The organism is Streptomyces sp. NPDC056883 (genome assembly GCF_042788835.1).
In the GTDB taxonomy this organism is placed as follows: Bacteria; Actinomycetota; Actinomycetes; order Streptomycetales; family Streptomycetaceae; genus Streptomyces; species Streptomyces stoeckheimensis.
This window is the reverse complement of the sequence record NZ_JBHUBS010000002.1, coordinates 611,205-633,635: the sequence shown is the minus strand read 5'-3', so window position 1 is coordinate 633,635 and position 22,431 is coordinate 611,205. Positions and strand designations below refer to the sequence as shown.

General features: G+C 69.4%; 14 protein-coding genes. 8 read left to right on the top strand and 6 right to left on the bottom strand.

The features are described 5' to 3' along the window. Nucleotides 1-12 precede the first annotated feature (12 nt). The gene (locus tag ACFRU2_RS08105) at nt 13-1,404 is read right to left on the bottom strand and encodes a hypothetical protein (protein WP_382969116.1); all 1,392 of its coding nucleotides are present in this window, start codon (nt 1,402-1,404) and stop codon (nt 13-15) included. A 24-nt stretch (nt 1,405-1,428) separates the two neighbouring features. Further along, a complete protein-coding gene (locus tag ACFRU2_RS08100) occupies nt 1,429-3,135 on the bottom strand; it encodes a thiamine pyrophosphate-binding protein (protein ID WP_382969113.1) in 1,707 nt (568 codons plus the stop codon). Nucleotides 3,136-3,509: 374 nt separating this feature from the next. Here ACFRU2_RS08100 and ACFRU2_RS08095 point away from each other — a divergent pair, with 374 nt between their 5' ends. Further along, nucleotides 3,510-6,371 carry a peroxidase family protein gene (locus ACFRU2_RS08095; RefSeq protein WP_382969112.1) on the top strand — a complete coding sequence of 954 codons (2,862 nt, stop codon included), beginning with the start codon at nt 3,510-3,512 and terminating at the stop codon, nt 6,369-6,371. Between the two features lie 40 nt (nt 6,372-6,411). Here ACFRU2_RS08095 and ACFRU2_RS08090 read toward each other — a convergent pair whose 3' ends face one another. Further along, nucleotides 6,412-7,266: a caspase domain-containing protein gene (locus tag ACFRU2_RS08090; protein WP_382969109.1), complete on the bottom strand. Its 855-nt coding sequence runs from the start codon at nt 7,264-7,266 to the stop codon at nt 6,412-6,414. 191 nt (nt 7,267-7,457) lie between these two features. On the opposite strand from ACFRU2_RS08090, the gene ACFRU2_RS08085 reads away from it, so the two are divergent. The 5 genes from ACFRU2_RS08085 (at nt 7,458) to ACFRU2_RS08065 (ending at nt 15,741) form a co-directional block, all read left to right on the top strand. Then, a complete protein-coding gene (locus tag ACFRU2_RS08085) occupies nt 7,458-8,348 on the top strand; it encodes a DNA/RNA non-specific endonuclease (RefSeq protein WP_382969106.1) in 891 nt (296 codons plus the stop codon). Between the two features lies 1 nt (nt 8,349). Then, nucleotides 8,350-9,297 (top strand): hypothetical protein, encoded by a 948-nt coding sequence (locus ACFRU2_RS08080; RefSeq protein WP_382969103.1) that lies wholly within the window; start codon nt 8,350-8,352, stop codon nt 9,295-9,297. Nucleotides 9,298-9,474: 177 nt separating this feature from the next. Further along, a complete protein-coding gene (locus ACFRU2_RS08075; RefSeq protein ID WP_382969101.1) occupies nt 9,475-13,500 on the top strand; it encodes an AAA family ATPase in 4,026 nt (1,341 codons plus the stop codon). Nucleotides 13,501-13,506: 6 nt separating this feature from the next. Next, nucleotides 13,507-14,637, top strand: coding sequence for a trypsin-like peptidase domain-containing protein (locus ACFRU2_RS08070; protein ID WP_382969099.1), 1,131 nt, complete (start codon nt 13,507-13,509; stop codon nt 14,635-14,637). A gap of 30 nt (nt 14,638-14,667) precedes the next feature. Then, nucleotides 14,668-15,741, top strand: coding sequence for a trypsin-like serine peptidase (locus ACFRU2_RS08065; RefSeq protein WP_382969096.1), 1,074 nt, complete (start codon nt 14,668-14,670; stop codon nt 15,739-15,741). Nucleotides 15,742-15,792: 51 nt separating this feature from the next. Here ACFRU2_RS08065 and ACFRU2_RS08060 read toward each other — a convergent pair whose 3' ends face one another. Beyond that, complete coding sequence (locus tag ACFRU2_RS08060; protein ID WP_382969093.1) at nt 15,793-15,999, bottom strand: hypothetical protein; 207 nt, start codon at nt 15,997-15,999, stop codon at nt 15,793-15,795. 142 nt (nt 16,000-16,141) lie between these two features. Here ACFRU2_RS08060 and ACFRU2_RS08055 point away from each other — a divergent pair, with 142 nt between their 5' ends. Both ACFRU2_RS08055 and ACFRU2_RS08050 read left to right on the top strand, forming a co-directional pair. Beyond that, a complete protein-coding gene (locus ACFRU2_RS08055) occupies nt 16,142-17,536 on the top strand; it encodes a hypothetical protein (protein WP_382969091.1) in 1,395 nt (464 codons plus the stop codon). Between the two features lie 39 nt (nt 17,537-17,575). Beyond that, on the top strand, nt 17,576-18,784 hold the full coding sequence (locus ACFRU2_RS08050) for a M4 family metallopeptidase (protein ID WP_382969088.1): 1,209 nt from the start codon (nt 17,576-17,578) through the stop codon (nt 18,782-18,784). Between the two features lie 57 nt (nt 18,785-18,841). Here the strand turns inward: ACFRU2_RS08050 and ACFRU2_RS08045 are convergent, their stop codons facing one another. Together ACFRU2_RS08045 and ACFRU2_RS08040 are read right to left on the bottom strand one after the other, a co-directional pair. Beyond that, nucleotides 18,842-20,125, bottom strand: a complete 1,284-nt coding sequence (locus ACFRU2_RS08045; protein WP_382969085.1) for a ThuA domain-containing protein — start codon at nt 20,123-20,125, stop codon at nt 18,842-18,844. Continuing rightward, nucleotides 20,122-22,326, bottom strand: coding sequence for an RICIN domain-containing protein (locus ACFRU2_RS08040; RefSeq protein ID WP_382969622.1), 2,205 nt, complete (start codon nt 22,324-22,326; stop codon nt 20,122-20,124). Before ACFRU2_RS08040 ends, ACFRU2_RS08045 begins: the two co-directional genes overlap by 4 nt. Nucleotides 22,327-22,431: the final 105 nt, after the last annotated feature.

The window sequence follows — 22,431 nt, the reverse complement described above, 5'->3', positions numbered from 1 at the left end:
GTCCGGGGCCCGTCACCTCTCCCCGTGCCAGTACGCGTCGTGCGTGCGGTGGGCCTCGGTCAGACCGTCGTGGAAGTACCGCTCGTAGTAGGCGTTCTCGAGGTGATGGGCCTGCAGCCACACGCCCGGTACGTGGATCGTGTCGCAGTGGGCGGGGAACCGCCCGTGGGTCTCGTAGATGTAGGTGCAGATGTCCCGCGTGCACGCGATGACGTCGGCGGAGTAGTCGCTGGCCTCGTGCAGGTACTGCCTGCCGAAGTCCCCCCGGTAGATGCGCGCGAACAGCCCCTCGTCGGAGTAGATGCCCGCCGGTCCGAACTTCCCCGCCACGACGGCGTCGACCGCCTCGCTCATGGTGTCGTAGTTGGGCGGGCACATCGCCTTGATGAGGTGTTCACCGTTGTGCCGCAGGCCCACGGCGGTCGCCCGCAGGTCTGCGTAGCGCGGAAGCGGCACCTGCCAGCGCAGGAGGTCCGCCGGTCTCCACCGCGGGACGGTCCAGTCGAAATCGAGCATGGGGCCGTAGGCGGAACGGAACTTCGGGTCGCCCAGCAGGACCGACGGGGCGATCGAGGCGTGGATCCAGGCTCCGAGGCCCATGGCGTCGGCGGTGAGCATGAGGTTCTGGAGCAGCAGGTCGGCTTCGATCTGCGTCCGCATGGCCCAGATGAATCCCAGGGGCAGCTTGATGTCCTCGTTCAGGAACCCCGACTTCACCCATGTGCGCACGCCCGCCGAACGGTAGAGGTTCCGGTCGTCGACGATCGCCGGCCGGGCCCCCTCGGGCTGGGTCAGCAGGTACATCAGGCCGTTGATGTACTGCCGTGACAGGTCCACCACGGGGAAGAGGAGGGTGGTACCCGGAAGGTTCGACAGGAACCGGTTCGAGTCGAGGTAGGCGGGGAAGTCCCGCTTGCCTTCCGGTACGTCGATGCGGTGGTCGAGGAGCCGTACCTTCGCCTCGGCGGCGCGCGCGCAGAGGGTTTCCGCGTCGAGCGCCGTCGCCCCGCCCTCGGGTGCAGGGGGCAGGTTGCGCAGGAAGTAGGTGCCGGTGTCGTTGATCAGGAAGAAGTGCGTGCCCTGGGCGTTGTCGGGGCTGCCCGCGGTCCGGCCGGTCATGTTGAGGTTCGGCTTGGCCATGATGGGCTTGCCGTCGCGGGGGTCGGCGAAGGGACGGTCCGGCATGGTGAGGCCGGAGCAGCCCGTGATGGCGATGAGGACGGCCTCTTCCAGCTCTGTCAGCGGGGCCCGTGGTGCGGTGGAGACCCAGCTCATCGAACCGGCCTCGACCGAGCTGCCGCGGCTGACCCGGTGGGTGCGCCGACGCCAGATCGACGTGAGAAGCGGGCGGTTCACGAGGGCCTCGAACCCGGCACGGCTGTGTCTGTTCAGCGGGTCGTTCATGCTGCTGTCCCTTCACGGGCGCCCTCAGCCGCGCAAGCGTGCCTCGATGGACTCGACGAGGCCGGCGATGACGCCGTCGGGCGAGGGGCTGTAGTGGGGTACGGCCCATCGCGTGATCCGGGCGTCGATGAGCGAGGGCCGGCCGGAGGCGAGCGCTTCACGGAACGCCTTCTCGAACTCCTCCAGCGTCTCGACGCGATAGCCGTCGGCGCCGCACGCCTGCGCGTACGCGGCGAAGTCGGGGTTCTGGAACTCGACGAGCGCCGCCTCCCCGTAGGTGACGAGCTGGAACAGTTTGATCAGCTTGAACTCCTGGTCGTCGAAGACGATCCAGATGACGGGGATGTCGTTCTCGACGGCGGTCATCAGCTCGAAGCCGGACAAGGAGTAGCACCCGTCTCCGCATCCGACGACGACGGTCCGTTCCGGGTGCGCGACCTTCATTCCGATGGCGCCGTTGACATGGCCGGCCATCGGCCCGAAGGAACCGACCTTGCGGAAGTTCTGCCCCTCCTCCAGCTCCACGTAGTAGCCGAGCCAGGCGAGGTGTGCTCCCGCGTCGGCGAGCAGAACGCCTCGTGGGGGCAGCATCCGGCCGATCGCCTGGGCCAGTTCCCCCGGGTGGATCTTTCCGGTCAGGTGCGTGATGTGACGGGCTTCGTAGTCGCGGCCGTCGACCTCGGCCGCCGGGATGTCGCCGACCCGTTCGTCCAGCGCCTCGTGGAGGGCGGCCAGCCCGAGCCGTGCGTCGGAGAGCAGCGCGTAGTCGGGCCGGTAGGCCTTGTGGAACTCGGTCTCGGAGATGTTCACATGGATGAGGACCTTGTCCTCGAAGAGGTCCTCGCGATAGTTGAACGTGGCGTGCTGGTTGAGGGAGTTGCCGATGCACAGCACGACGTCGGCCTCGCGGAAGGCCTTCCACGCGCTGGAGTGTCCACTGTCCGCGAAGACGCCCACCGCGAGCGGGTGGCCCTCGGAGACGATGCCCTTGCCGTCCAGTGTGGTGAGCAGGGGGATCTGGAAGCGTTCGACGAAGCGCCGGACCTCCGCTCCCGCTCCGCTGCGGATCGCGCCGAACCCGACGAGCGCCACGATGCGCTTGCGCCGGGTGAGGGCGTCGGCCAGCACCGCGGCGATCTCCACCACGCGGGCCCGATCCGGGAGGACCGGGGCCACGTCGAGCCGGATGTGCCGGAAGTTCGTCACCTCGACACCACGGTGGGTGAGGTCCTCGGGTACGTGGATGTGCACCGGCCCGGGCCGTCCTTCGAAGGCGATGTTGACGGCTTCCTCGAGCACGTCGCACGTGTCGGCGGCGTCGGCGAGCAGGAAGGACTTCTTCGTCGTGGCGGCGAACATGGCCCGGGAGTCGGGCGTCCGGTTCAGGCCCGAGGTTTCGTTGAGGGAGCCCCATCCCTGCCATTCCCTCGAGGCGTAGCCCGAGACGGCCAGGACGGGGTAGGAGTCGGACATCGCGACGGCGAGACCGGAGAACAGGTTGAACGCGCCGGGACCTGCCGTTGCGAAGCAGAAGCCCAGTTCGTTCGTGTACATGGCGTGGCCGCAGGCCATGAAGGACGCGGCCTGCTCGTGCCGCGTGATGACCGGCCGGATCTGCTGCGAGTGCTTCAGCGCCAGCATCAGGCCGGCGGCGTTCTCTCCGGCTCCGCCGAAAGCGGCGCGGACTCCGATGTCTTCCAGGCCTTTGACTATGGCTTCGTAAACCCTCATCGCGGTTCCCTCGTCCACTCCCCCGCGTTGGTGACGCAGACGCCCCGAGCGTCCCCGGATACGGGAATGACGCCTCGGGCGAGGAGCTGTGGTGGCCCTGGTGGCCCACTGATGCGGGAAGAAGCGCTCGCACGCGCCGGACAGCATGCCGTGCGATCTTCCGGAACCAGTCTGCCAGTACTCGCCGCATCCCGCTCCCGCACCACCCGTCTGCGTTGTTCCGCGCGACGCGGCCGCACCACTGAGTCAGGGTTGCCGTGTGTAACCCAGGTGCCCGCGGACCCAGCCCCGGGCAGCCGTACAGCGTCACCCTCGTCGTCCGCCGGCCTTGCGTCCGGCCAGAGCGCGGGGTGCGCCTTGGCGAAGAGGCACACATGGCCGAGACCAGGCAGTACGAGCACTACATGGGCGGCAACCCCGAGGCGGAACGGCTCGTCTTCGAGCGGCTCGCCCGCGAGCTCATGCGGGTCCAGCTCAAGTCCAAGAAGCGCAGCGGCGCCTCCGACCTCGCACGCACGTTCCATGCCAAGGCCGTTCTCGGCGCGGAGAACGCGCGCCTGGCCTTCGCCGGCGACCTGCCCCCCGACCTGCGGACCGGCTTCGCCCAACCGGGTGCCGAGTACCCCGTCACCGTACGGCTCTCCAATGCGAACGGCGCCCGCCGGCCGGACCACGCCCCCGATATGCGCGGAGCGGCCCTGCGGATCGCGGCGGGGGCCGGCGAAGCGCACGACCTGCTGATGACGAGCCATCCGATCTCGCACGCGCGCAACGCGGTCGAGTTCGTCGAGTTCGCGAAGGCCATGGCGGGCGCCGACTCGACGCTGCGGAAGGCCGTCGCGCTGTTCGTCACCCTGCCGCTCGCGGTCGGCTGGTCCACGGCCGCGCGCATGCGCCGCAACGTGCGGGCGGGTACCAGCCGCCCGGTGAGCAGCCTGGCGCTGGAGACGTACTGGAGCCGCGGCGCCATCCTGTGGGGTGACGCGGGGCCGGTGCGCTATCAGCTGAAGCCCGCGGGCGACGCTCCGTCGGCCCCCGCGCCCTCCGCCGCCGACCCCGATTTCCTACAGCACGAACTCACACGGCGGCTGAAGGGGGCGGATGTCGTCTTCGACCTGTACGTCCAGCGCTACGTGGATGCCCGCCGGACGCCCATCGAAGACGGCGCGGCCGAGTGGAAGGAGGCGGACGCGCCTCTCGTGCGGGTGGCCACGCTGACCGTCCCGTGCCAGGACATCAGCTCCGCCGACGCCCGCGCCGCGGCAGCACGGGTCGACGGGCTCGCCTTCAACCCGTGGAACACCACGGAGGCCTTCCGGCCCCTCGGAAACCTCAACCGTGCGCGCAAGGTCGCCTACGAGGCCAGTAGCGCGCACCGGCTGGGCCACCGGTTCGCCGTCGTCGAGCCGCGGCGCAACGCCGTGCTGGGCGTGCCGTTGCGCGCCGCCTTCCGCGGCCTCAACCGATGCGTCCCCTGGCACCGGCTGCCCACGAGCCTCGGACTGCTGAACCTCCTGGCTTTCCGGCAGAAGCTGCGGCAGGACAACCTGATCGACACCGAGGTCCGCGAGGCTCCGCCCCGAGCCCGGCCCGTACCCGATCCCATCGACGAGGACATGCGGCTCGCACGGAGCTACGACGGCACCTACAACGACCTGTCCGCACCGGGGATGGGCGCCGTCGGGTCCGCCTTCGGCCGCAACCTCGCGCCCGTCTACCGACCGGACCTGTTCGACGTACCGAACCCGGTCACCGTCAGTCGCGAGCTGCTGCACCGCGACGTCTTCCTTCCGGCCCGCTCCCTCAACGTCCTGGCCGCCGCCTGGATCCAGTTCCAGGTGCACGACTGGGTCAACCACAAGCGCTACCCCACCGGCACGAAGAGCGTCGAGGTGCCGCTCCCTCCCGGTGTCACGTGGCGGAACACTCCGGGCGGACGTCCCGAGGACGTCATGCGCTTCGCCGAGAACGAGGGGCTGTACCCGGCCGACGGCAAGGGTCCGCCGACGCTGTTCGCCAACGCGGCGTCCCACTGGTGGGACGGATCCGAAATCTACGGCGGCAACGAGGCCACCGGAAGGTCGCTGCGCGAGCCGGGGGGCGGTGCCTCGCTGCGCCTGGAGGACGGCCACCTGCCGGCCGGGCCGGACGGTCTCCCGCTCACCGGGTTCGCGGAGAGCTGGTGGTACGGCCTCAGCGCCCTGCAGACCCTCTTCGCCCGCGAGCACAATGCCGTGTGCGCAGCACTGCGGCAGGAGTACCCGGCCTTGAGCGAGGACCGTGTCTACCACACGGCGCGACTGGTCGTCTCGGCCCTCATCGCGAAGATCCACACCGTGGAGTGGACCCCCGCGATCCTCGCCACCGAAGTGATCGACATCGGCCTGAAGACCAACTGGCAGGGACCGCCGAAGAAGTGGCTCGAACAGCTGGGACTGTGGCTCTTCGAGGCGCATTCACTGACCGGCATCCCCGAGACCCTTCCGGACCACCACGCCGCTCCGTACTCGCTCACCGAGGACTTCGTCACCGTCTACCGCATGCACCCGTTGCTCCCCGACGACTTCGAGATCGTGGACCACCGGCTCGGCCGGAGACTGGACACCCTCGGCTTCAACGACGTGCAGGGGCCCGCTGCGGAGGCCCTCATCCGCAGGACCGGTCTGGCCGACTCCCTGTACTCGCTGGGCATCGCCCATCCCGGCGCCATCACGCTGAACAACTACCCGCACGCGCTGCGGTCGTTCGAGCGGGACGGTGAGGTCATCGACCTGTCCGTGGTCGATCTGGTGCGCACGCGGCGCCGCGGCGTCCCGCGCTACAACGACTTCCGGGCAGGTCTCCACAAGCCGCGCGTACGGCGGTTCGAGGACGTGTCCGAGGACGCGGAGACCGTCGCGCGCCTGAAGGAGGTCTACCGCGATGTCGATCACATCGACACCATGGTCGGTCTCTTCGCCGAGAACCCGCCGCAGGGCTTCGGCTTCAGCGACACCGCCTTCCGCATCTTCATCCTGATGGCGACCCGCCGCCTGCAGAGCGACCGGTTCCTCACGGTCGACTTCAGGCCGGAGGTGTACACCCCGTTGGGCCTCGACTGGATCGAGCGCAACGGCATGAGCAGTGTGGTGGTGCGGCACTGCCCCGAGTTGGCGGGCCTCCTGCCGCGCACGGCCTCCGCGTTCGCGCCCTGGCGCCTCGCCACGGCGAAGGGAACCGACGGCCGTCGCGGCTGAGAGGCCCGCCCGTTCGGGCCTCACGTTCGGGCCGCCCCTGTCAGATGGTGAACGGCTTCTGCTGGAGGAAGCCGTCCGACGGATTGCCCGTGGTGTAGAAGTTCGGGCTCTGGTTGGCGGGCATGCGCTTCTGGATGTCGCGGTGGAAGGTGCGGTAGTCGCCCAGGAAGGCTCCCTTCCCCCACACCTTGAGAAGGTTCGCGGTGAACAGCCCGTTGACGTCTCCGTCGGACGCCACCTGGTTGTCCTGGCAGGCGGCGATGAGTACGGCGGCGGGCGCCGGGCCGCCGCCGTTGCCGTCCTTGAGCTCACGCTGGAGGCCCTCGTAGAACGACTGGTCCCGGATGAAGATCTCCTGCTGCTTGAGCAGCGGCATCAGCCGGGACGCCGCCTCCACCCGGTCCGGGTCACGGGTCTGGAACTGCGACTCCAGCGCCTCCGGGGTGAGCAGCCCCTGGAGGGACTCGATGGCGCTGCCGCTGTGACAGCAGTCCAGCAGGACGAAGATCCTGACCCCCTCCTCGAAGCGCCGGAACTCCCGGTGCAGCTCGTCGTCGAGGAACTGGCGGTCGAAGAACACCAGCGTCTCGTCCAGCCGGTCGGGCTCGTCGTCCGATCCGACGACGTTGCTCATCTGGCCGCCGTGGCCCGAATAGGTGAAGAGCAGGATGTCCCCGCTCTTGAGCCGTCCGGCCGCCTTGCGCAGTTCCCCGGTGATGTTCTCCACCGTGCCGTCCTCGGTCAGGATCACGGTGTCGTCGAACCCGCCGGCCCGGGCCGTCGAGGCCATGTCGCGGGCGTCGTTCTCGCAGGCCAGGAGCGTGCCGTCCCAGCCGTCGTACGCCGCGGGATCGACCTTGTTCAGACCGACGTGGATGGACAGGCCAGTGGGCACGGGTACTCCTCGGGGCGTGGCGGGCAAAGGGGGGTCGACAGCATGGGTTCCGCGGCGGCCGCCGCCTGAACCGGGGTGTGGGGGACGCCGCCCGATCGGGCCTGCCGGGGGCAGCCGGCGGGAGGGCCGCTGTTCGGGTGGCCCTTGCACCGCACCGTAGAACGATCGCTTGTACGCGGTATTGCTATCTTATGAACGCAATTGATACGCCGCCGGACCGGGCCGCGGACGCCACGGCACGACAGGGCTCCCTCGCCGATCGCACCGGCTACGACGAGTCCTTCCTCGGCTCCGTCGTCCCGCTCCCCCTCCCCGCCGCGGCCGGGGTCGAGACCGTGGTCCTCCCGTACACCCACTTCACCGTCGTCCTGCGCCCCGACCGCAGGCTGGCCGCCTCCACCGCCGTCTGCATCGACGGCGAGCGGCTCCTCGAGGACGTACCCCGCGACGACAACTGGGGGTTCGACCCCCGCGTGCCCGAGGCCCAGCAGGCCGGCAACGACATCTACCGCGACAACTCCCTGGACCGCGGGCACCTGGTCCGCCGTCTGGACCCGGTCTGGGGCGCCGTGGCCGAGGCCAACCGCGCGAACACAGACACCTTCCACTTCACCAACGCGGCCCCGCAGCAGGACTCCTTCAACCAGGGCAAGGAGCTGTGGCAGGGGCTGGAGAACCATCTGCTCGACCACGCGGCCCGGTTCGACCGCAAGCTGTCCGTCTTCACCGGTCCCGTCCTGCACGACTCCGACCCGCCCTACCGGGGCATCCAGGTGCCGCTGCGGTTCTGGAAGGTGGCCGCCTTCGTCCACAACGGCGGACTGGCCTCGACCGGGTACATCCTCGACCAGAGCCCGGACCTCAGCCGGGACCGCGAGCGGGCGATGGCGGGCGCCAAGGCCGGCGATCCGCCGCCGCTCGGCCCGTTCCGCACGTTCCAGGTGCCCGTCACCGACATCGTCGAGCTCACCGGCCTCGACTTCGGGCCACTGCCGGCCGCCGACCTCATGCCCGTCACCCGCGCGCCCGCGGAGCGCTGGAAGCGGCTGGAGAGCTACGACGACGTGGTCCTGGACAGCTGAGATGGACGACGCCACCGTCGTCTACGTCCACGGAAACGGGAACAAGGTACGCAAGGAACTGCTCAAGGCCCAGTGGGACAAGGCCCTGTTCGGCACGGACATGGGCGCGGCATCACGGATGGCCTACTGGGCGCCGGTCCGGTACGGCACCCCCCTGCCCGACCACCGGTCCGATCCGCTGTCCGGCGGCCCGCCGCCCGTCCGGGAAACCCCGGACCGGGCGGCGCCGCGGACTCCGGAGGAGTTCATCGAGCAGACGCTCCGCGAGGCGCGCCGGACGGCGGGTCCGGCGATCGGGACCCGGTCGGCGCAGGCCGGGGAGGAAGAACTCGCGCACTGGCTGGCGAAGATGACGTACTCGGCCGAGACCCTCGGCCGGTCCGAGGACGCGGCGCCCGCAGGGGCCCCACCCGACCTGGCCGAGGCACTGCCGCTCCCCCTCTTGCTGCGCTCACCCGTTTTCGAGCTGCTCGTGAAGCTCACCTTCGAGGACGTGTACGCGTACTTCTTCGGCGGCGTCGGCGAGGCGATGCGCGAGGTCGTCCGCGGCGAGCTGGCCGGCGTGCGCGACGGGCCGCTCGTCGTGCTGGGGCACAGCCTCGGCTCGGTCATCGCGTACGAGGTGCTCCGCGAGGAGCGACGGGACGTCACCCTGTTCGTCAGCGTGGGGTGTCCTCTCGGCATCACCGAGGTACAGGACGTGCTCGCGCTCCCGGCGGCGGTCCCGGCGGGTGTGACGGCCTGGTCCAACGTCTCGGACCTGCGGGACCTGGTGGCGCTCGACCACTGGCTGCGACCCGAGTACGGTCCGCCCGGCCTCGTCACCGACCATCTGGTCAGGAACGACAGCGACAACCATCACGGGATCACCGAGTACCTGCGCAGCACGCCCGTCCAGCAGGGGCTGCGCACGGTGTTCGGCCGCGTTGCGAGTGACCCGGCCGAGTGAAATCATGGCAGGTATCAGGCAGTCCGTCTTCCCACGCCGCCACGGCGGATGTGCAGGTGCGGTATGTCTCCCAAGGACACCGAATGGGGACTCGTCACCGAAATGGTGCGAGATCACTTCTTCATTTCCGGCGAACCCCGACCCAAGCTGGTCCAATTCGGGTTCCCGCCCGAGTTCGTGAGCAGAATCCCGCTGAATTACGTCAGCAACGACAATGCGATCGCCCTGGTCGAGGCAGTGCGGAACAGCGGCGTCGAAATGCAACTCCTGCTCCTCAGCACGCTCACTCAGTTGGGCACGCTCGCCTCCCTCCCGGCCGGAAAAGAAGCCGAGCGCCTCGAGAGCGAGCTGGAGGAGGCCGTTCGGCTGCACATTTCACCCCAGGACTTCTTCCTCACCAGCGTGCTCGGCAACGGCACCGACGTGTTCATCGACCGGGTCGATTTCAGGAAGCGGCTCCGTGAATTCTTCGAGAATCCCGACAAATCCGTTCTGGTGGTCGACGGGGAACCGGACAGCGGGCGCTCCTACAGCTACAAACTGATCCGGTACGTGGGCGAGCACTGCAATTTCCGCCCGGTGCGGGTGACGCTGAACCGGACCTCGACGGCCGAGCAGTTGGTCCAGCGGCTCACCGAGTCCGTCGCGGAACCGAACCCGGTCCCACCGACGCTCGCGAGCACACCCCCCTCGCCCCCCTCGCCATTGAATCCGACACAATTGAACGATCCACTACCGGAGATCGATGCGGCGGTGCACCGCGTCGTCAGCCAGGCCACCACCGCGCGCGGGCAGTACTGGCTGGTGCTGGACGACTGCGACAAGCTCGACGTCAATTCCGACGTCTGGGACTGCATCGGCAAGCTCGCCCTGACCATCCACAAGCAGAGGCCGACGCCGCCGGACGTACCGCCCCGGCTGGTGCTGCTGGGGTACTCGCCGACGATGCGCCAGCTCCCGTACGAGATACGCAGGGACGAGGTCAGGGACACCGCCAGGATGTTCGGCCCGGAAGATCTGCGGGAGTTCTTCCGGCAGTTCTTCACCGAGGCTTCGAAGTCGATTCCCCCGGACGTCCAGCGGATCTCCGCCCTCGTGGAAACCGCCGTCCCCACCGTTCTGCAGGCCTGCGAGGCATGCGGACCGGACAGCTACATGCGCAAGCTCTGTACGGCGGCAGCGGCGTCGGTCCGCCTCTACGGCGCGCTCGGCCCCCGTGAGGACTTCGGCGCGCGCCTGAGCGAGCAGCTGAGCGCCGCCGCGGCCTCCCCCGGCCCCGCAGACGTGTCGGACCTGCGCAAGGCCTACCGGGAAGCGGCCTCCCTGCTGAACCGGTTCGAACCCGCACGGCTTAAGCTGCCCGGCGAGTTGGAGCCCTCCGGGGCCGCCGGGGTGGAGCTGCTGCCCGACTGCCGTGCCGTCGGCGCGCGCAACACCGTCACCTGGGCACTCAAGGCGGAGGTCCGCGACACCGCGCTCGCCGGCTTCGCCGGCCCGGAAGGGGCCCGCCGCGCCCTGCTGGCCAACCTGGAGCAGATCCCGCCCGGCCTGAGCCCGGAACACTTCGCGCTGGCCTACCTCGACGGCACGCCCCCGGACCTCGCCCGCCAGAGGCTGGACGAGCTGCCGCGCACGCTGCAGGCGGTGTTGTGGCTGGCGCAGATCCCGGGCATCACCGGCATTCCCGAGGTCGCGCACGTCCAGCGGCTGCTCGACCGGGCACGGCTGATGCAGCCCCTCGAACGCCTCGAGCGCAGCTCCTTCCAGGGGCGCGCCGAGGAACTCGCCCGACTGCGCGCCTACATCGGACTCCCCACGCCGCTCCAGGACGAGTTCACCCTGGCGGTCGGCACCGGCACCAAGCGACCGGTGCTGGTCCACGGGATGAACGGCATCGGCAAGAGCACCCTGCTCGCGACGTTCCTCCGGGACAGCCTGCGCGACTTCCCCACCACGTTCCCCTTCGCGTACGTCGACTTCGCACGGCCCACCCTCTCGGCCCGCGAACCGGCCACCCTGATCGCGGAGATGGCCCGGCAGCTCAGCGTCCAGTACCCCGAGCACCACACCGATTTCGACGCCCTGGCGCACACGTGCGAGGAGACCGTCGGCCTCCACCGGGCCGAAGAGGGAACCGTCGACGAGCTCTACGAGCTCGCCACCACCCGGGCGACGATGGCGCGGCTCTCCCAGTCGGGGGTGCACGCCCTGGCCTCGGCACGCGAAGGAATGCTGGCGGCGCAGCTCGCGACGCTCGTCGTCCAGGCGGTGGGGGTGCCCGCGTCGGAGCAGCCGCCCCTGGTTCTCGTGATCGACTCCTTCGAGGAGGCCATGTACAGCGGTTCCCCGGAGCTCGGCCGCATGTGGGGGCTCTGGTCGGCGCTCCAGAAGGTGCACCCGCGCCTGCGGACCGTCGTCGCGGGGCGGCTGCTGAAACACCATCCGGCCCGAGTGGTGGAGCCCCTGACCATCGAGCTGAACGACCTCGGCCCGGAGGCCTCCGTGGCCCTCCTGGTCTCCTGCGGGGTGACCGACGAACGCCTCGCCGAGAAGCTCGCCGACCGCGTGGGCGGGAACCCCCTGAGCCTGAAGCTGGCGGCGCGGGCCGCCGAGCAGGAAGGCGACCGGGCCGAATCGCTGAACGAACTGATCGAGAGCCTGCCCCGACGGCGCCGCCAGTTCTACCGCAAGGTCGACCAGATGCTCATCCAGGGGACCCTCTACGAGCGGATCCTCAGGCGCATCGGGGACCCGGACGTCCGCGCTCTGGCGCAGGCCGGCATGGCGCTGCGGACCATCACCCCCGGACTGATCCGGGAAGTCCTCGCCGGTCCGTGCGGACTGACGGTGGAATCCGACGTGGAGGCGGAGCGCCTCTTCGAGCTGTTCTCCCGGCTCGACCAGGTGGAATCCGCCGGCCCCGGGACCGTACGCCACCGGGCCGATCTGCGGGCCATCATGCTGCGGCTGGCCGACCGCGCCCACACGGACCTGATGCGGGCCGTCGGGCAGCGCGCCGTGGCGTACTACGCGGTGCGCGAAGGCCTGGAGGCGCGGGCCGAGGAGATCTACCACCGGCTGCGGTTGAACGAGAGCCCGCGCGAAGTGGAGTTGCGCTGGCTGCCCGGCGTCGCGACGTTCCTCGTCGGGGCCGACGAGGACATGGCGGGCCGGTCCGCCGCGTACCTCGCCGGTCGCTTCGGCGGCCACACCTCGGACGAGGTGATGGCGGAGGCGGACCAGGAGGACTGGGAGCGCATCGCCGCCCGCGAGGTCGAGAACCTGCTGTCTCAGGGGTACGTCGCCGAAGCCGCCGCCCGGATCGAGGGGCGGCGCCCGTGGACCTCGGGCAGCCCGTTGCACCCGCTGTGGGTCGAGACCCTGGACCGGCTGGGCCGTCGCGGCGAAGCCCGGGCGGCCGCCGACGCGGCCGTGGAGCGCGCCGAAGAGGACGGCTTCCCCGCACTGCAGCTGGAACTGCTCCTCCTCGCGGCGCGGCTGGCCGAGGCGGACGGCGACCTCTCCGAGGCCCACGACGACCTCGCCGAGGCGGAGGAGATCGCCACGGGCCTGGGCAAGGACTTCGAGGCGCTGGGCGCCCTGCTGACCCGTGCGCAGCTGGCGTCCCGCACCGAGGAACACGATCAGGAGGCCGGGACCAGGCTCGCCGAGCGACTGTGGCTGCTGCCCGACGCGGAGCTCGTCCGGCAGCCCGCCCTGGTGCGTGCCGCGGTCGCCGAGGTCTCGCGCGACCACCCGCGGATCCTGGAGCACTGCCTGGACGTCGTGGGCCTGCCCCAAACCGAGGACGGGGTCCTGGACATACTCGGTGAGGCCATCGCCCGGGTGGTGGCCGACCGGCCCGAGCTGCGGCCCTCGCTGCTCCGCCTGCTGGAGGAGTCCGCGGGCTCGCCCGACCCTTCCGCCCCTGTCCTTCGGTCCGCGACCGGAGCCACCCACCAGGGCGTGCCGGGCATGTTGCGTGAGGCACGCAGGCTCGGGACGCTCGACCGGCTCGCCGGGCGCCTCCTGACCCTCGACGACCGGAGCGGCGAGCTCGCCTCGGGTGTGGCGGCGGCGATGGGCGCCGCCGCCCCCGGCCCGGCCGGACCCACGGGCACGCGGCCGGTCGCCGCGGAGCCGGGCGGGGCGGACCCCTCAGCAGAGAGCCCAGCCGAAGGGAACGGCCACCGAGCGGCCTGATCGACCATGAGCGACACGTATCTCTCCCAGGACGACGTCGTACAGCTGCGGGACACGGCGGTGGAGACGGGACTGTCGGACCCGGCACTGCGGAATCTGCTGTTCGCGGGAATCCTCCCGAAGTACCGCGGCTCGCTGCCGATCCTGGCGGCGCCCGGCCAGCAGGTCCAGTCGGACCTCAACGAGATGAACCGGGTGGAGCGGCTGATCGACGGCACCGTTCCGCTGGCCGTCTGGCTCCGCAACGCCACGGACCAGCTCACCGACGCCGCCGCCCGCGACGTGGTCCTCAAGGCACTGGACCGGGTGGCGCGCGACGCGGCCGGCGAGCCGGACGTGGCGCCCGACGTCCCCACCGGGGAATCCAAGGAAGAGATCATCTTCCGGGACGACACGGTGCCCTTCGGCTTCCTGAGCGGCGGGGAGAGGGCGGGCTCCTCGGTCGCCCGCATCAAGGTACTGCCGTACGAGGGGGGCGCCCTGCTCCAGCCGGTGGCACTGCCCCACAGCGGCACCGGCTGGCTCATCGCCCCCGGCCTCCTCGTCACCAACCACCACGTGGTCAATGCCCGCAAGCGCACCGACGGCCGGCAACAGGTGGCGGATCCCTCGGACCTCCAGCTCCAGGCCCAGGGATCACGCTCCCGGTTCGACTACCTGAGCGAGGACGACACGGGTGCCGAGGAGACACAGGCGAGCGAACTCGTGGCCTGGGACGAGGAGCTCGACTACGCCGTGCTGCGCCTGACCGGCACCCCGCCCGACACCTTCCTGCGCATCGCGTCCGCACCGCTGGCGGTGGACAAGGACACGCCGGTGGCACTCAACATCATTCAGCACCCGGGTGGGGAGCCGAAGCGGATCGCACTGCGCAACAACCTCGCCTTCGAGGCGGACGACACGGACGTCCGCTACTTCACCGACACCCGGGGCGGCTCCTCCGGCTCGCCCGTACTGACCGACGACTGGACGGTGGTGGCCCTGCACCGCGGCACGCGACGGGTGACGGACGTCAGCTTCCAGGGCAAGAGCACGGCCTTCGTCAACGTCGGCACTCAACTGAGCGCCATCATGCGGCACCTGCGGGAGCGCACCCCGCAGATCCACGACGAGATCGCTGCGGCCCAGTCGCGCTGACGCGGCGGGCACGATCGCAGGAGGTGCGAAATGCGCGGAGGATCACCGGTGGCGACCCGGCCCGAGCAGGTCTTCCGAGAGGATCTGCTGGAAGTGGCCGCACGCGTACGCAAGGGACTGGACGCCGAGATCCCCGAGTCCACCGAGGAGCTTCCCCCGAGGGAGGCGGCGGCCGCGCAGATCGGCCGCGCCGCCGGGGAGGAGCGGGCCCGGGTGCTGGAGGCCGGGGTGCGCGGGCTGGAGAAGCTGGCGGCGGGGCGCAGCGACGACGTCGATGCGGACGAGTCCTTCGGGGTGGAGGCGATCATCCTGCTCGAAGGCCGCCCGGCGATCCTGGTCCAGGGCCAGGACTTCGCCTCGCAGCCCGGCGACTGGGCCCTGTTGGACGGGCAACGGCCGGGCATCCGGGCTTCGATCGAGCGGGTCGGCCGGGTCGAGGTCTCCGGTCACGCGGAACTGGACTGGCTGGGCACGGGTTTCCTGGTCTCGCCGTTCGCCGTGATGACCAACCGCCATGTCGCGGCCGAGTTCAGCCGGGCGGACGGCGACGGCGGGTTCACCTTCCGCGAGGGGATGGGTGCGCGCATCGACACCGTCGAGGAGCTCGACGCACCCGCCACCGACGGATCGTTCGAGTTCAAGGTCACCGAGATCATCGGCATCCACCGGGACGTCGACATGGCGCTCCTCCGGGTGTCCCCGGTGGCGGGCGGCGGCGGGCCGCTGCCGACTCCGCTGCCGATCGCCGCCGACGCTCCGCCGGACCTACAGGGCCGGCCGGTGTACGTGGTCGGCTACCCGGCGGCGGACGGACGCCGCAACGAACCGGAGGCCATGAGCCGCATCTTCATGGACATCTACAACGTGAAGCGGCTCCAACCCGGCACGGCCACGGCCCTGGTCCCGGACGGGCCCGGGTTCACCCTGACGCACGACTGCTCCACGCTCGGCGGAAACAGCGGCTCCCCCGTCTTCGACCTGGCCGACCACCGGGTGCTCGGCCTCCACTTCGGCGGCCGCTTCAGGTCGGGCAACTTCGCCGTGCCGCTGTTCCAACTGACGGACGACCCGCTGCTGAAGCGGGCGGAAGTCAACTGGGTGTAGGGAGGTTCCGCAGGTGAGCACACACGTAGTGGTACGTGCCCGGGGCCGCGTTCAACTCGTGGTGATCGGTTCGCCGTCGTGCGCGCCGCCTATGCAGGTGTACAGGCCGGTGCCGGAGTCGTACTCCACCGTGCCCACCTGGTCGGCGATGCACTCCGCTCCGGTGACCGTCGGTGCGACAGCCGATGTTGCGGGGACCGCGGTGCCGAGAACGGCCAGTACGAGTGCGGCGGTGAATCCGAGAATGCGCCTACGCATGGGAGCTCCTCTGTGGATGAGCGACACCTACACGTCAACTCCAGCTTCGCCCTGCGCAGCCTCGACCGCACCCTGGCGCGGCGGTGCTCCGCGGGCATGCTCCGGGGGGCCACGTTCCTCTGACTGAGAGGAGGCTGATGTCATGGCGAACACACCCGAGGTTTCCGTGGGACCGCCCAACGACCTCGGCTTGCGGAAGGTCCTGATCGACGGCGCCCACGTGGGGGATGCCCGGTCTGCCAGGGATCTCCGGAAGATCCTGGACCGTGCCGGTGTGACGGCGGACGGGCACCACGACATCCAGTGGCTCGGCGGGGACTGCAGTGTCTGGCCGGACCGGCCCGTCCGGCGCCTGACCATCGGCCTGCTCATGGTCTTCGGCTTCCTCGCGACGGCATGTCCGCTCTTCCGGATCGGAATGTCGGACAGCGGCGATGCCCTGACCTACGGCGGACGGCTCGCAGGAGTCACCGTCCTCATCGCCGCGCTGATCGAGCTGGCTGCCGCCGCGGCGGCGTTCGACTACTGGGGCAAGCGGCGATGGCGCTACTCGGGCGTGGTGGTTCTGGCCGGAGTCATCATCGCCCTCCTCTGTGGAATCTGCCTCCTCCTGCTGCAGATCGGCGAGCGTTTCACCGGTTACACCGTGATCGGGATCGCCCTCTGCATCTGGTCGTCGGTGGCGCTGGTCGGACTCATCAGGCTGCGGGCCTGGAAGGGTCTGCGCAATCCCAAGACGATCGCGATCGGGGCCATCATCTCGACCCTCATCGCCGGCGCCAACCTGGCCTACTCGCAGATCTATCTTCCCTATGTGAGAACCCCGCTGATAGAGAGCGGGGCGGAGTTCAAGGAGTCGAGTCTGCAAAAAGGATCGAAGCAGCTGCACGTGACGGTCCATCTGCACGTGAAGAACGCAGGCCAGGTTCCCGTCTACATCCTCGACAGCAAGTACTGGGTCCATGGAGGGCCCGCGAACAACAGCGCCGACGCGAAGCCCGGCGCATTCACCTTGATCTACGACGGTGCCTTCGTCACGCCGGTAGGCAGCGTACTGAATCCGGGGGAGGAAGTCGCACAGGACGTGGTCATCGAGATCAAGGATCCGGAGCAGCTCAAGTACGAGGCCATCAGGGCCCAGACCGAAGTGTACGTGATCAGAAAAGACAGAATGAAGATGCCCACCACCTACGAGCGGTCCGGGATCGGAGGCAAGCAGCTCGCAGCAGAGGCCAAGAAGGAGCAAGGATATCCCGCCGACACGCAGTACCGGTATCGGTCCCCGATCTCGAACAGCAGTGAAATCCTGAACGTGACCCGAGGCCGTCAGCAGATAACGGTCTTCAGGGTGGACAACGGCGAATGGCCACGCGTCGTCGTGGACGTCTCGCCGCCGAATGATCGAATAGAGTTCGATCCCGTGAATCCCTACGCGAACGAAAAGAACATCAACCGGTACGGGCTTTCGCCCGTACGTGGCACCACGGCCGAGACGCCCTACCTGGAGCTGCTGGAGAAGGCCCGCGCCAGCGAGTAGTAGGGGTCGACGTCGTCCCTCCCCTTCATGAGGTGTCCTATGAGCAGGACCCCGCGACTCAACTGCATCATCCCCCCGTACCTCCTCAGAAGGCTCCTGGAGAGCGAACAGAGTGAGGTGCGCCAGGCCGCCCTCGACACCATGCTGACCACCGCTCGTCTGCGGGGCCAGCGAGAGGTCCGGGCGTCCTTCGGGGCAGCCGCCCCCGGCAACGGCCGGCGCACGGTCTTCGACTGCGAGGAGAGGAACTTCCTCCAATCCGCCGTCATGGCCAGGTCGGAAGACGGACCGGAGTCCGTGGACGAGTCCACCAACCGGGCGTTCGACGGACTCGGCCTGACGCGCGATTTCTTCAAGGAGGTGTTCCAGCGTGATTCGATCGACGGCCGGGGAATGCGCCTGGACGGGTTCGTTCACTTCGGTGTGAAGTTCAACAACGCGTTCTGGGACGGACGCCAGATGGTCTTCGGCGACGGGGACGGAAGGGTGCTCGGCGACCTCACCGGATCCCTCGACGTGATCGCCCACGAGCTGACGCACGGAGTCACCGAGCACACCGCCGGATTCGAGTACCACAACCAGTCCGGCGCCCTCAACGAGTCGGTTTCGGACGTCTTCGGATCTCTGGTCAAGCAGTGGTCGCTGAAGCAGGCGGCCGAGGAGGCGGACTGGCTGATCGGCGCCGACGTGTGGACCCCCGGAATCGATGCCGACGCCCTGCGCTCGATGAAGGCCCCGGGGCACGCGTACAACAATCCACTGTTCGGAAAGGACCCCCAGCCCGACCGCATGAGCAAATTCATCCACCTCCCCGACACCGATGAGGGGGACAACGGCGGGGTGCACCTCAACTCCGGCATTCCGAACAAGGCGTTCTACCTGACGTCCGTGGGCATCGGCGGATTCGCGTGGGAGGCCGCCGGGCCCATCTGGTTCGAAGCGCTCAAAGTGTCCGGACCCGAGGCCCAGTTCCACGAGTTCGCCCACACCACCTTCCAGAAGGCCGGCGAACTGTTCGGCGTCGGCAGCGCCGAACAGTCGGCCGTGCTGGCGGCCTGGCAGGAAGTGGAAGTCTCCGTCCAGGGCGCCCCGACCGGGGCCGCCCGCGCACGGAGCCGCGCGGTCAACGGGAACGGCGGCTTCGGCCGGCAGGACGGCTTGGCAGCCCTGAACAAGCACATCGGGGAACTGAGCGCCAAGGTGGCGGCACTCGCCAAGGAGATGAACGCGCTGAAGGCAACCAGGTGAAGACGAAGCCCGTACCGTCCGGGGGCACCCCGGACGGTACGGGCCGTTCTTCCGAACTCAGGGGTGAGCGGTCAGGCCGAAGCTCTGGCCGGCCGAGTTGTCGCAGGCGCGCTGCACCAGTTGCACGCCGTTCGCCGCACTACCCGTGGTGCTCAGGCACTTGCCGCTGTGCCGCGCGGTGAAGTGGTAGCGGCCCGGGGCTTCCCGGACCGGCAGCCACTGCTGGTTGCCGCCACCGCCGTAGGACCACAGCTGCAGCGGTGCGTTGTCGGCGGTGGAAACCCCGGTGACGTCGACGACCTGCTGCGGATTGCCCCGGACCGCGATCCGGGCGTACCCGCCGTCGGTGGGACGGAACTGGAACTGCTGGGCCGTGGTCCCGTTGCAGGCGTACTGCTGGATCGCCGTGCCGTTGGCCGTGGCTGCCGCTCGCGCGTCCACGCAGGCGCCGTTCGCGCTGTCGGCCAGCGAATACCACGCGGTCTCCGAGATCGGGTCGGTCGGCGCAGGATTGCCGGCCGCTCCCCCGAGCCATTTGAGCCCGTCGATCAGGAAGCGGTTCTGCGTGGGGCTCGCGAAGGTCGAGGAGAGCCGGGTGTTGGAGCCGTAGTCCATGGCGTTGTGCCCGAAGTTGGCGTACAGCATCTTGTACTGGGTGTTGGTCCAGAGGATCGGGTAGTAGCCGCTGTACCAGGACTGGTTCGGGTCCGTGCCCAGGGGGAAGCTCGTCGGGTCGACCGATGCCAGGACCTTGATGTCCGCGTTGGCGCGCAGGTCGTTCGACCAGCCGTACCACTCGCTGACCGCCGAGGTGAACGTCGCGGGCAGCCCGGTGGTCGAGGGGTGCGTCCGGTCCTCCGTGCGCAGCACCGCCGTGGTCGGCCCCCAGGTGTTGGTCCTGAAGTTCCCGCTGCCGAGGAACCCGTTGTAGTACCAGGGCCACGATCCGGCGTTGGTGGTGAACGCCGAGGAGTGGAAGCCCATCCAGCCGCCGCCGGCCCGCACGTACCGCTCGAAGCCGGCCCGCTGGGCGCCCGTCTTGGGTGCGTCGTCCAGGAACAGGACGACCTGGTAGTCGTTCACCCCTCCGTTCGCCAGCAGCTCCCAGTTCGTGGTCGGCGTGTAGGTGAAGTTGTTCTGCGCGGCGGTCCGCGGGAACCACTCGTTGGCTTCCTTGACGAAGTCGATGTGTGCGGCGTCCCAGGTGCCGTTGTAGAAGGCGATCACCTTGAAGGCCGGGGCCTGGGGTGCGGCGGAGGCCTCGAGTCCGGCGTGGGCCGGGGCGGTCAGCCCCAGCGCCAGGGCCAGCAGGATCAGCAGCCGTGCTGCGAGCCGCCTCACGGGTGGCTCACCAGGTTGGCCACGTTGGTGGACGCGTTGGAGGGTCCGCCCCGATCGTTGATGACGTGCCGGATGGTCCCGGTGCCGCCGAGCGAGACGGTGACCATGTTCTGGAAGCGCACGTTCGGGTTGTTGGGGGCCTCGAAGGCGCGCTCGGCGGTCACGCTCGGGTTGACGTTGAAGTAGCAGTAGCTGCCGAGCCCGTAGGCCTGGTGGCTGGTGACCGAGTTCGCGACCTTGTACGCCGCGTAGCCCTGGGTGGAGCCGTTCATCCAGGCGGCCTGGTTCGGCGGGTCGTACGGCATCTCGTTCTGGTAGAAGTACGTCCGCCCGCCGTTGCCGTTCCAGATGGTCTGGTGCTTCTGGTAGTGCTCGACGAACAGGCCGTACATGGTGACGCCGTCGCCGTTGACGACGAGCCCCGTGTCCGCCGTGTTGCTGGTCCAGCCGATGCCGCTGCCGTGGTCGCCGCGCCAGATCCACATGTGGTCGCCGATGACGTGATCGCTGTTGACCACCAGGCTCGTCGTCGCCTTGCCGACGGCGGCGCCGCCGACCCGGAAGTAGACGTCGTGCAGGGAGGTGGGGTTCGCCGCGTGGTTCGCGGCGGCGCCGGCCGGGCCGACCTCCATCAGGGTCTGCGAGTTGGTGGTTCCGGCGTCGAAGAGGACACCTGCGACCTTCACGCCGTCGACATCGGCGACCGTCATGGCCGTGACACCGTTGTCAGGAATGAAGGTGGCGAGGCCCAGACCGAGGACGACGGTGTCGGGGCGGGTCACCTTCAAGGTCTGGGCGAGGTGGTAGACACCGGGGGTGACCAGCAGGTTCTTGCCCTCGGCCAGTGCGGCGTTGATCTGTGCGGCGGTTGCTCCGGCCTTGACGACGTAGAACTGGTCGATGCCGAGCGAGCTGCCCGCCGCGGTCCCGTTCGCCCAGCTGGTCGCCGTGGAGTCGGTGCGCAGGGAGGGTACGAACACCTTGTACGCGCCCGCGCCGTCCACGTACAGGAAGGGCTTCTCGCGGACCGTCGGCGTCTGGTTCACCGTGGTGTACGGCGGATTGGGGAAGGTGTTGCCCGGCACGCCCTGACTGCCGACGAACACCATGTTCCAGTTGGAACCGGTCCAGCTGCCGAGCTGGGAGTTGCGGGTCAGCCACTGCTGCTGGGTGCCGGACCGGACCTGTCCGTCGATCTTGCTGTCGGCCATGAATCCGCCGCTGGCCCAGCCTCCGTCGCTCAGCTCGAGGTTGCCGCGGACGTGCATGCGCCGGTACCCGGACGCCTGCGAGACCGCCCACCGGTCGGTGCCGCCGGTCGGGTTCACCGACAGGTTCTCCGCGCCGCGCCAGAAGTTCTGGGTGGCGTTCTGCGGCGGGAACCAGTCCGCCTCCACGTGCACGGCGCCGTTGATCGTCACCGCGTCGGGCGACTGGCCGAGGCCGAGGACCTGGGTGTAGAAGCCGACGTTGACGTCGTTGCCGTACGTACCCGGCTTGAACATCACGGCGTAGCGCTGGGAGCCGAACTGGTTGGTCTCCTGCTGCTGGAAGATGGAGTTCAGCCGGCTCTGGATGGTGGACGACGGCATGGACGGGTCGAAGACGACCACGTTCGGGCCGAGGTCGACGTCCCCGGGTGCGGTGTTCACGGGCGCCACCTGGAAGCGTTGGGCCGCGGTGCCGTTGCAGGTGTACTGCACCAGTTGGACGCTGTCGGCCGTCGAGGCGGCCGGGACGTCCAGGCATTTGCCGCTGTGGCGGCTGACGAAGTGGAACGCGCCGCCGCCCTCGTCGACGGCCTGCCACTGCTGGTTGTTGCCGCCGCCGTACGCCCAGAGGTGCAAGGCGGCGTTGTCGGCCGCGGAGGTGTCGCTGACGTCGACGACCTGGGTGCTCGCATTGCGGTTGCCGATCCGCACGAAGCCGTCGCTGGTCGGTGTGAAGCTCCATTGCTGCGCGGTGCTGCTGTTGCAGGAGTACTGCTGGACCGCCGTGCCGTTCACGGTCGCGGCCGACCGCGCGTCCAGGCACTTGCCGCTGCCGGCGTTGACGACGGTGGACCAGCCCGTCGGCAGCTCGGCGGCCGCCTTCGCGGAAGCGTTCGGGTTGGCTGGCAGTGGGGTGGCGGCCAGTGGGGTGGCGGCCTGGCTGGGATGAAGGGCGGTGAGGACCGAAGCGGCCGAGGCGGCGACCACCAGGGCCGCGACCCAGGGCCGTGTGACGCGGGCCCGGCGTCCGCCGTGGCGAACCGCTCCGGGCGTGTGGGGGGAGCTGAGCACGTTCTCTCCTGTGCCGGCTGTACG

Excerpts from the sequence above, each read along its gene's own strand:
- ACFRU2_RS08105 (WP_382969116.1), bottom strand. The coding sequence starts at position 1,404 with ATGAACGACCCGCTGAACAGACACAGCCGTGCCGGGTTCGAGGCCCTC.
- ACFRU2_RS08100 (WP_382969113.1), bottom strand. The coding sequence starts at position 3,135 with ATGAGGGTTTACGAAGCCATAGTCAAAGGCCTGGAAGACATCGGAGTC.
- ACFRU2_RS08095 (WP_382969112.1), top strand. The coding sequence starts at position 3,510 with ATGGCCGAGACCAGGCAGTACGAGCACTACATGGGCGGCAACCCCGAG.
- ACFRU2_RS08085 (WP_382969106.1), top strand. The coding sequence starts at position 7,458 with ATGAACGCAATTGATACGCCGCCGGACCGGGCCGCGGACGCCACGGCA.
- ACFRU2_RS08080 (WP_382969103.1), top strand. The coding sequence starts at position 8,350 with ATGGACGACGCCACCGTCGTCTACGTCCACGGAAACGGGAACAAGGTA.
- ACFRU2_RS08070 (WP_382969099.1), top strand. The coding sequence starts at position 13,507 with ATGAGCGACACGTATCTCTCCCAGGACGACGTCGTACAGCTGCGGGAC.
- ACFRU2_RS08065 (WP_382969096.1), top strand. The coding sequence starts at position 14,668 with ATGCGCGGAGGATCACCGGTGGCGACCCGGCCCGAGCAGGTCTTCCGA.
- ACFRU2_RS08060 (WP_382969093.1), bottom strand. The coding sequence starts at position 15,999 with ATGCGTAGGCGCATTCTCGGATTCACCGCCGCACTCGTACTGGCCGTT.
- ACFRU2_RS08055 (WP_382969091.1), top strand. The coding sequence starts at position 16,142 with ATGGCGAACACACCCGAGGTTTCCGTGGGACCGCCCAACGACCTCGGC.
- ACFRU2_RS08050 (WP_382969088.1), top strand. The coding sequence starts at position 17,576 with ATGAGCAGGACCCCGCGACTCAACTGCATCATCCCCCCGTACCTCCTC.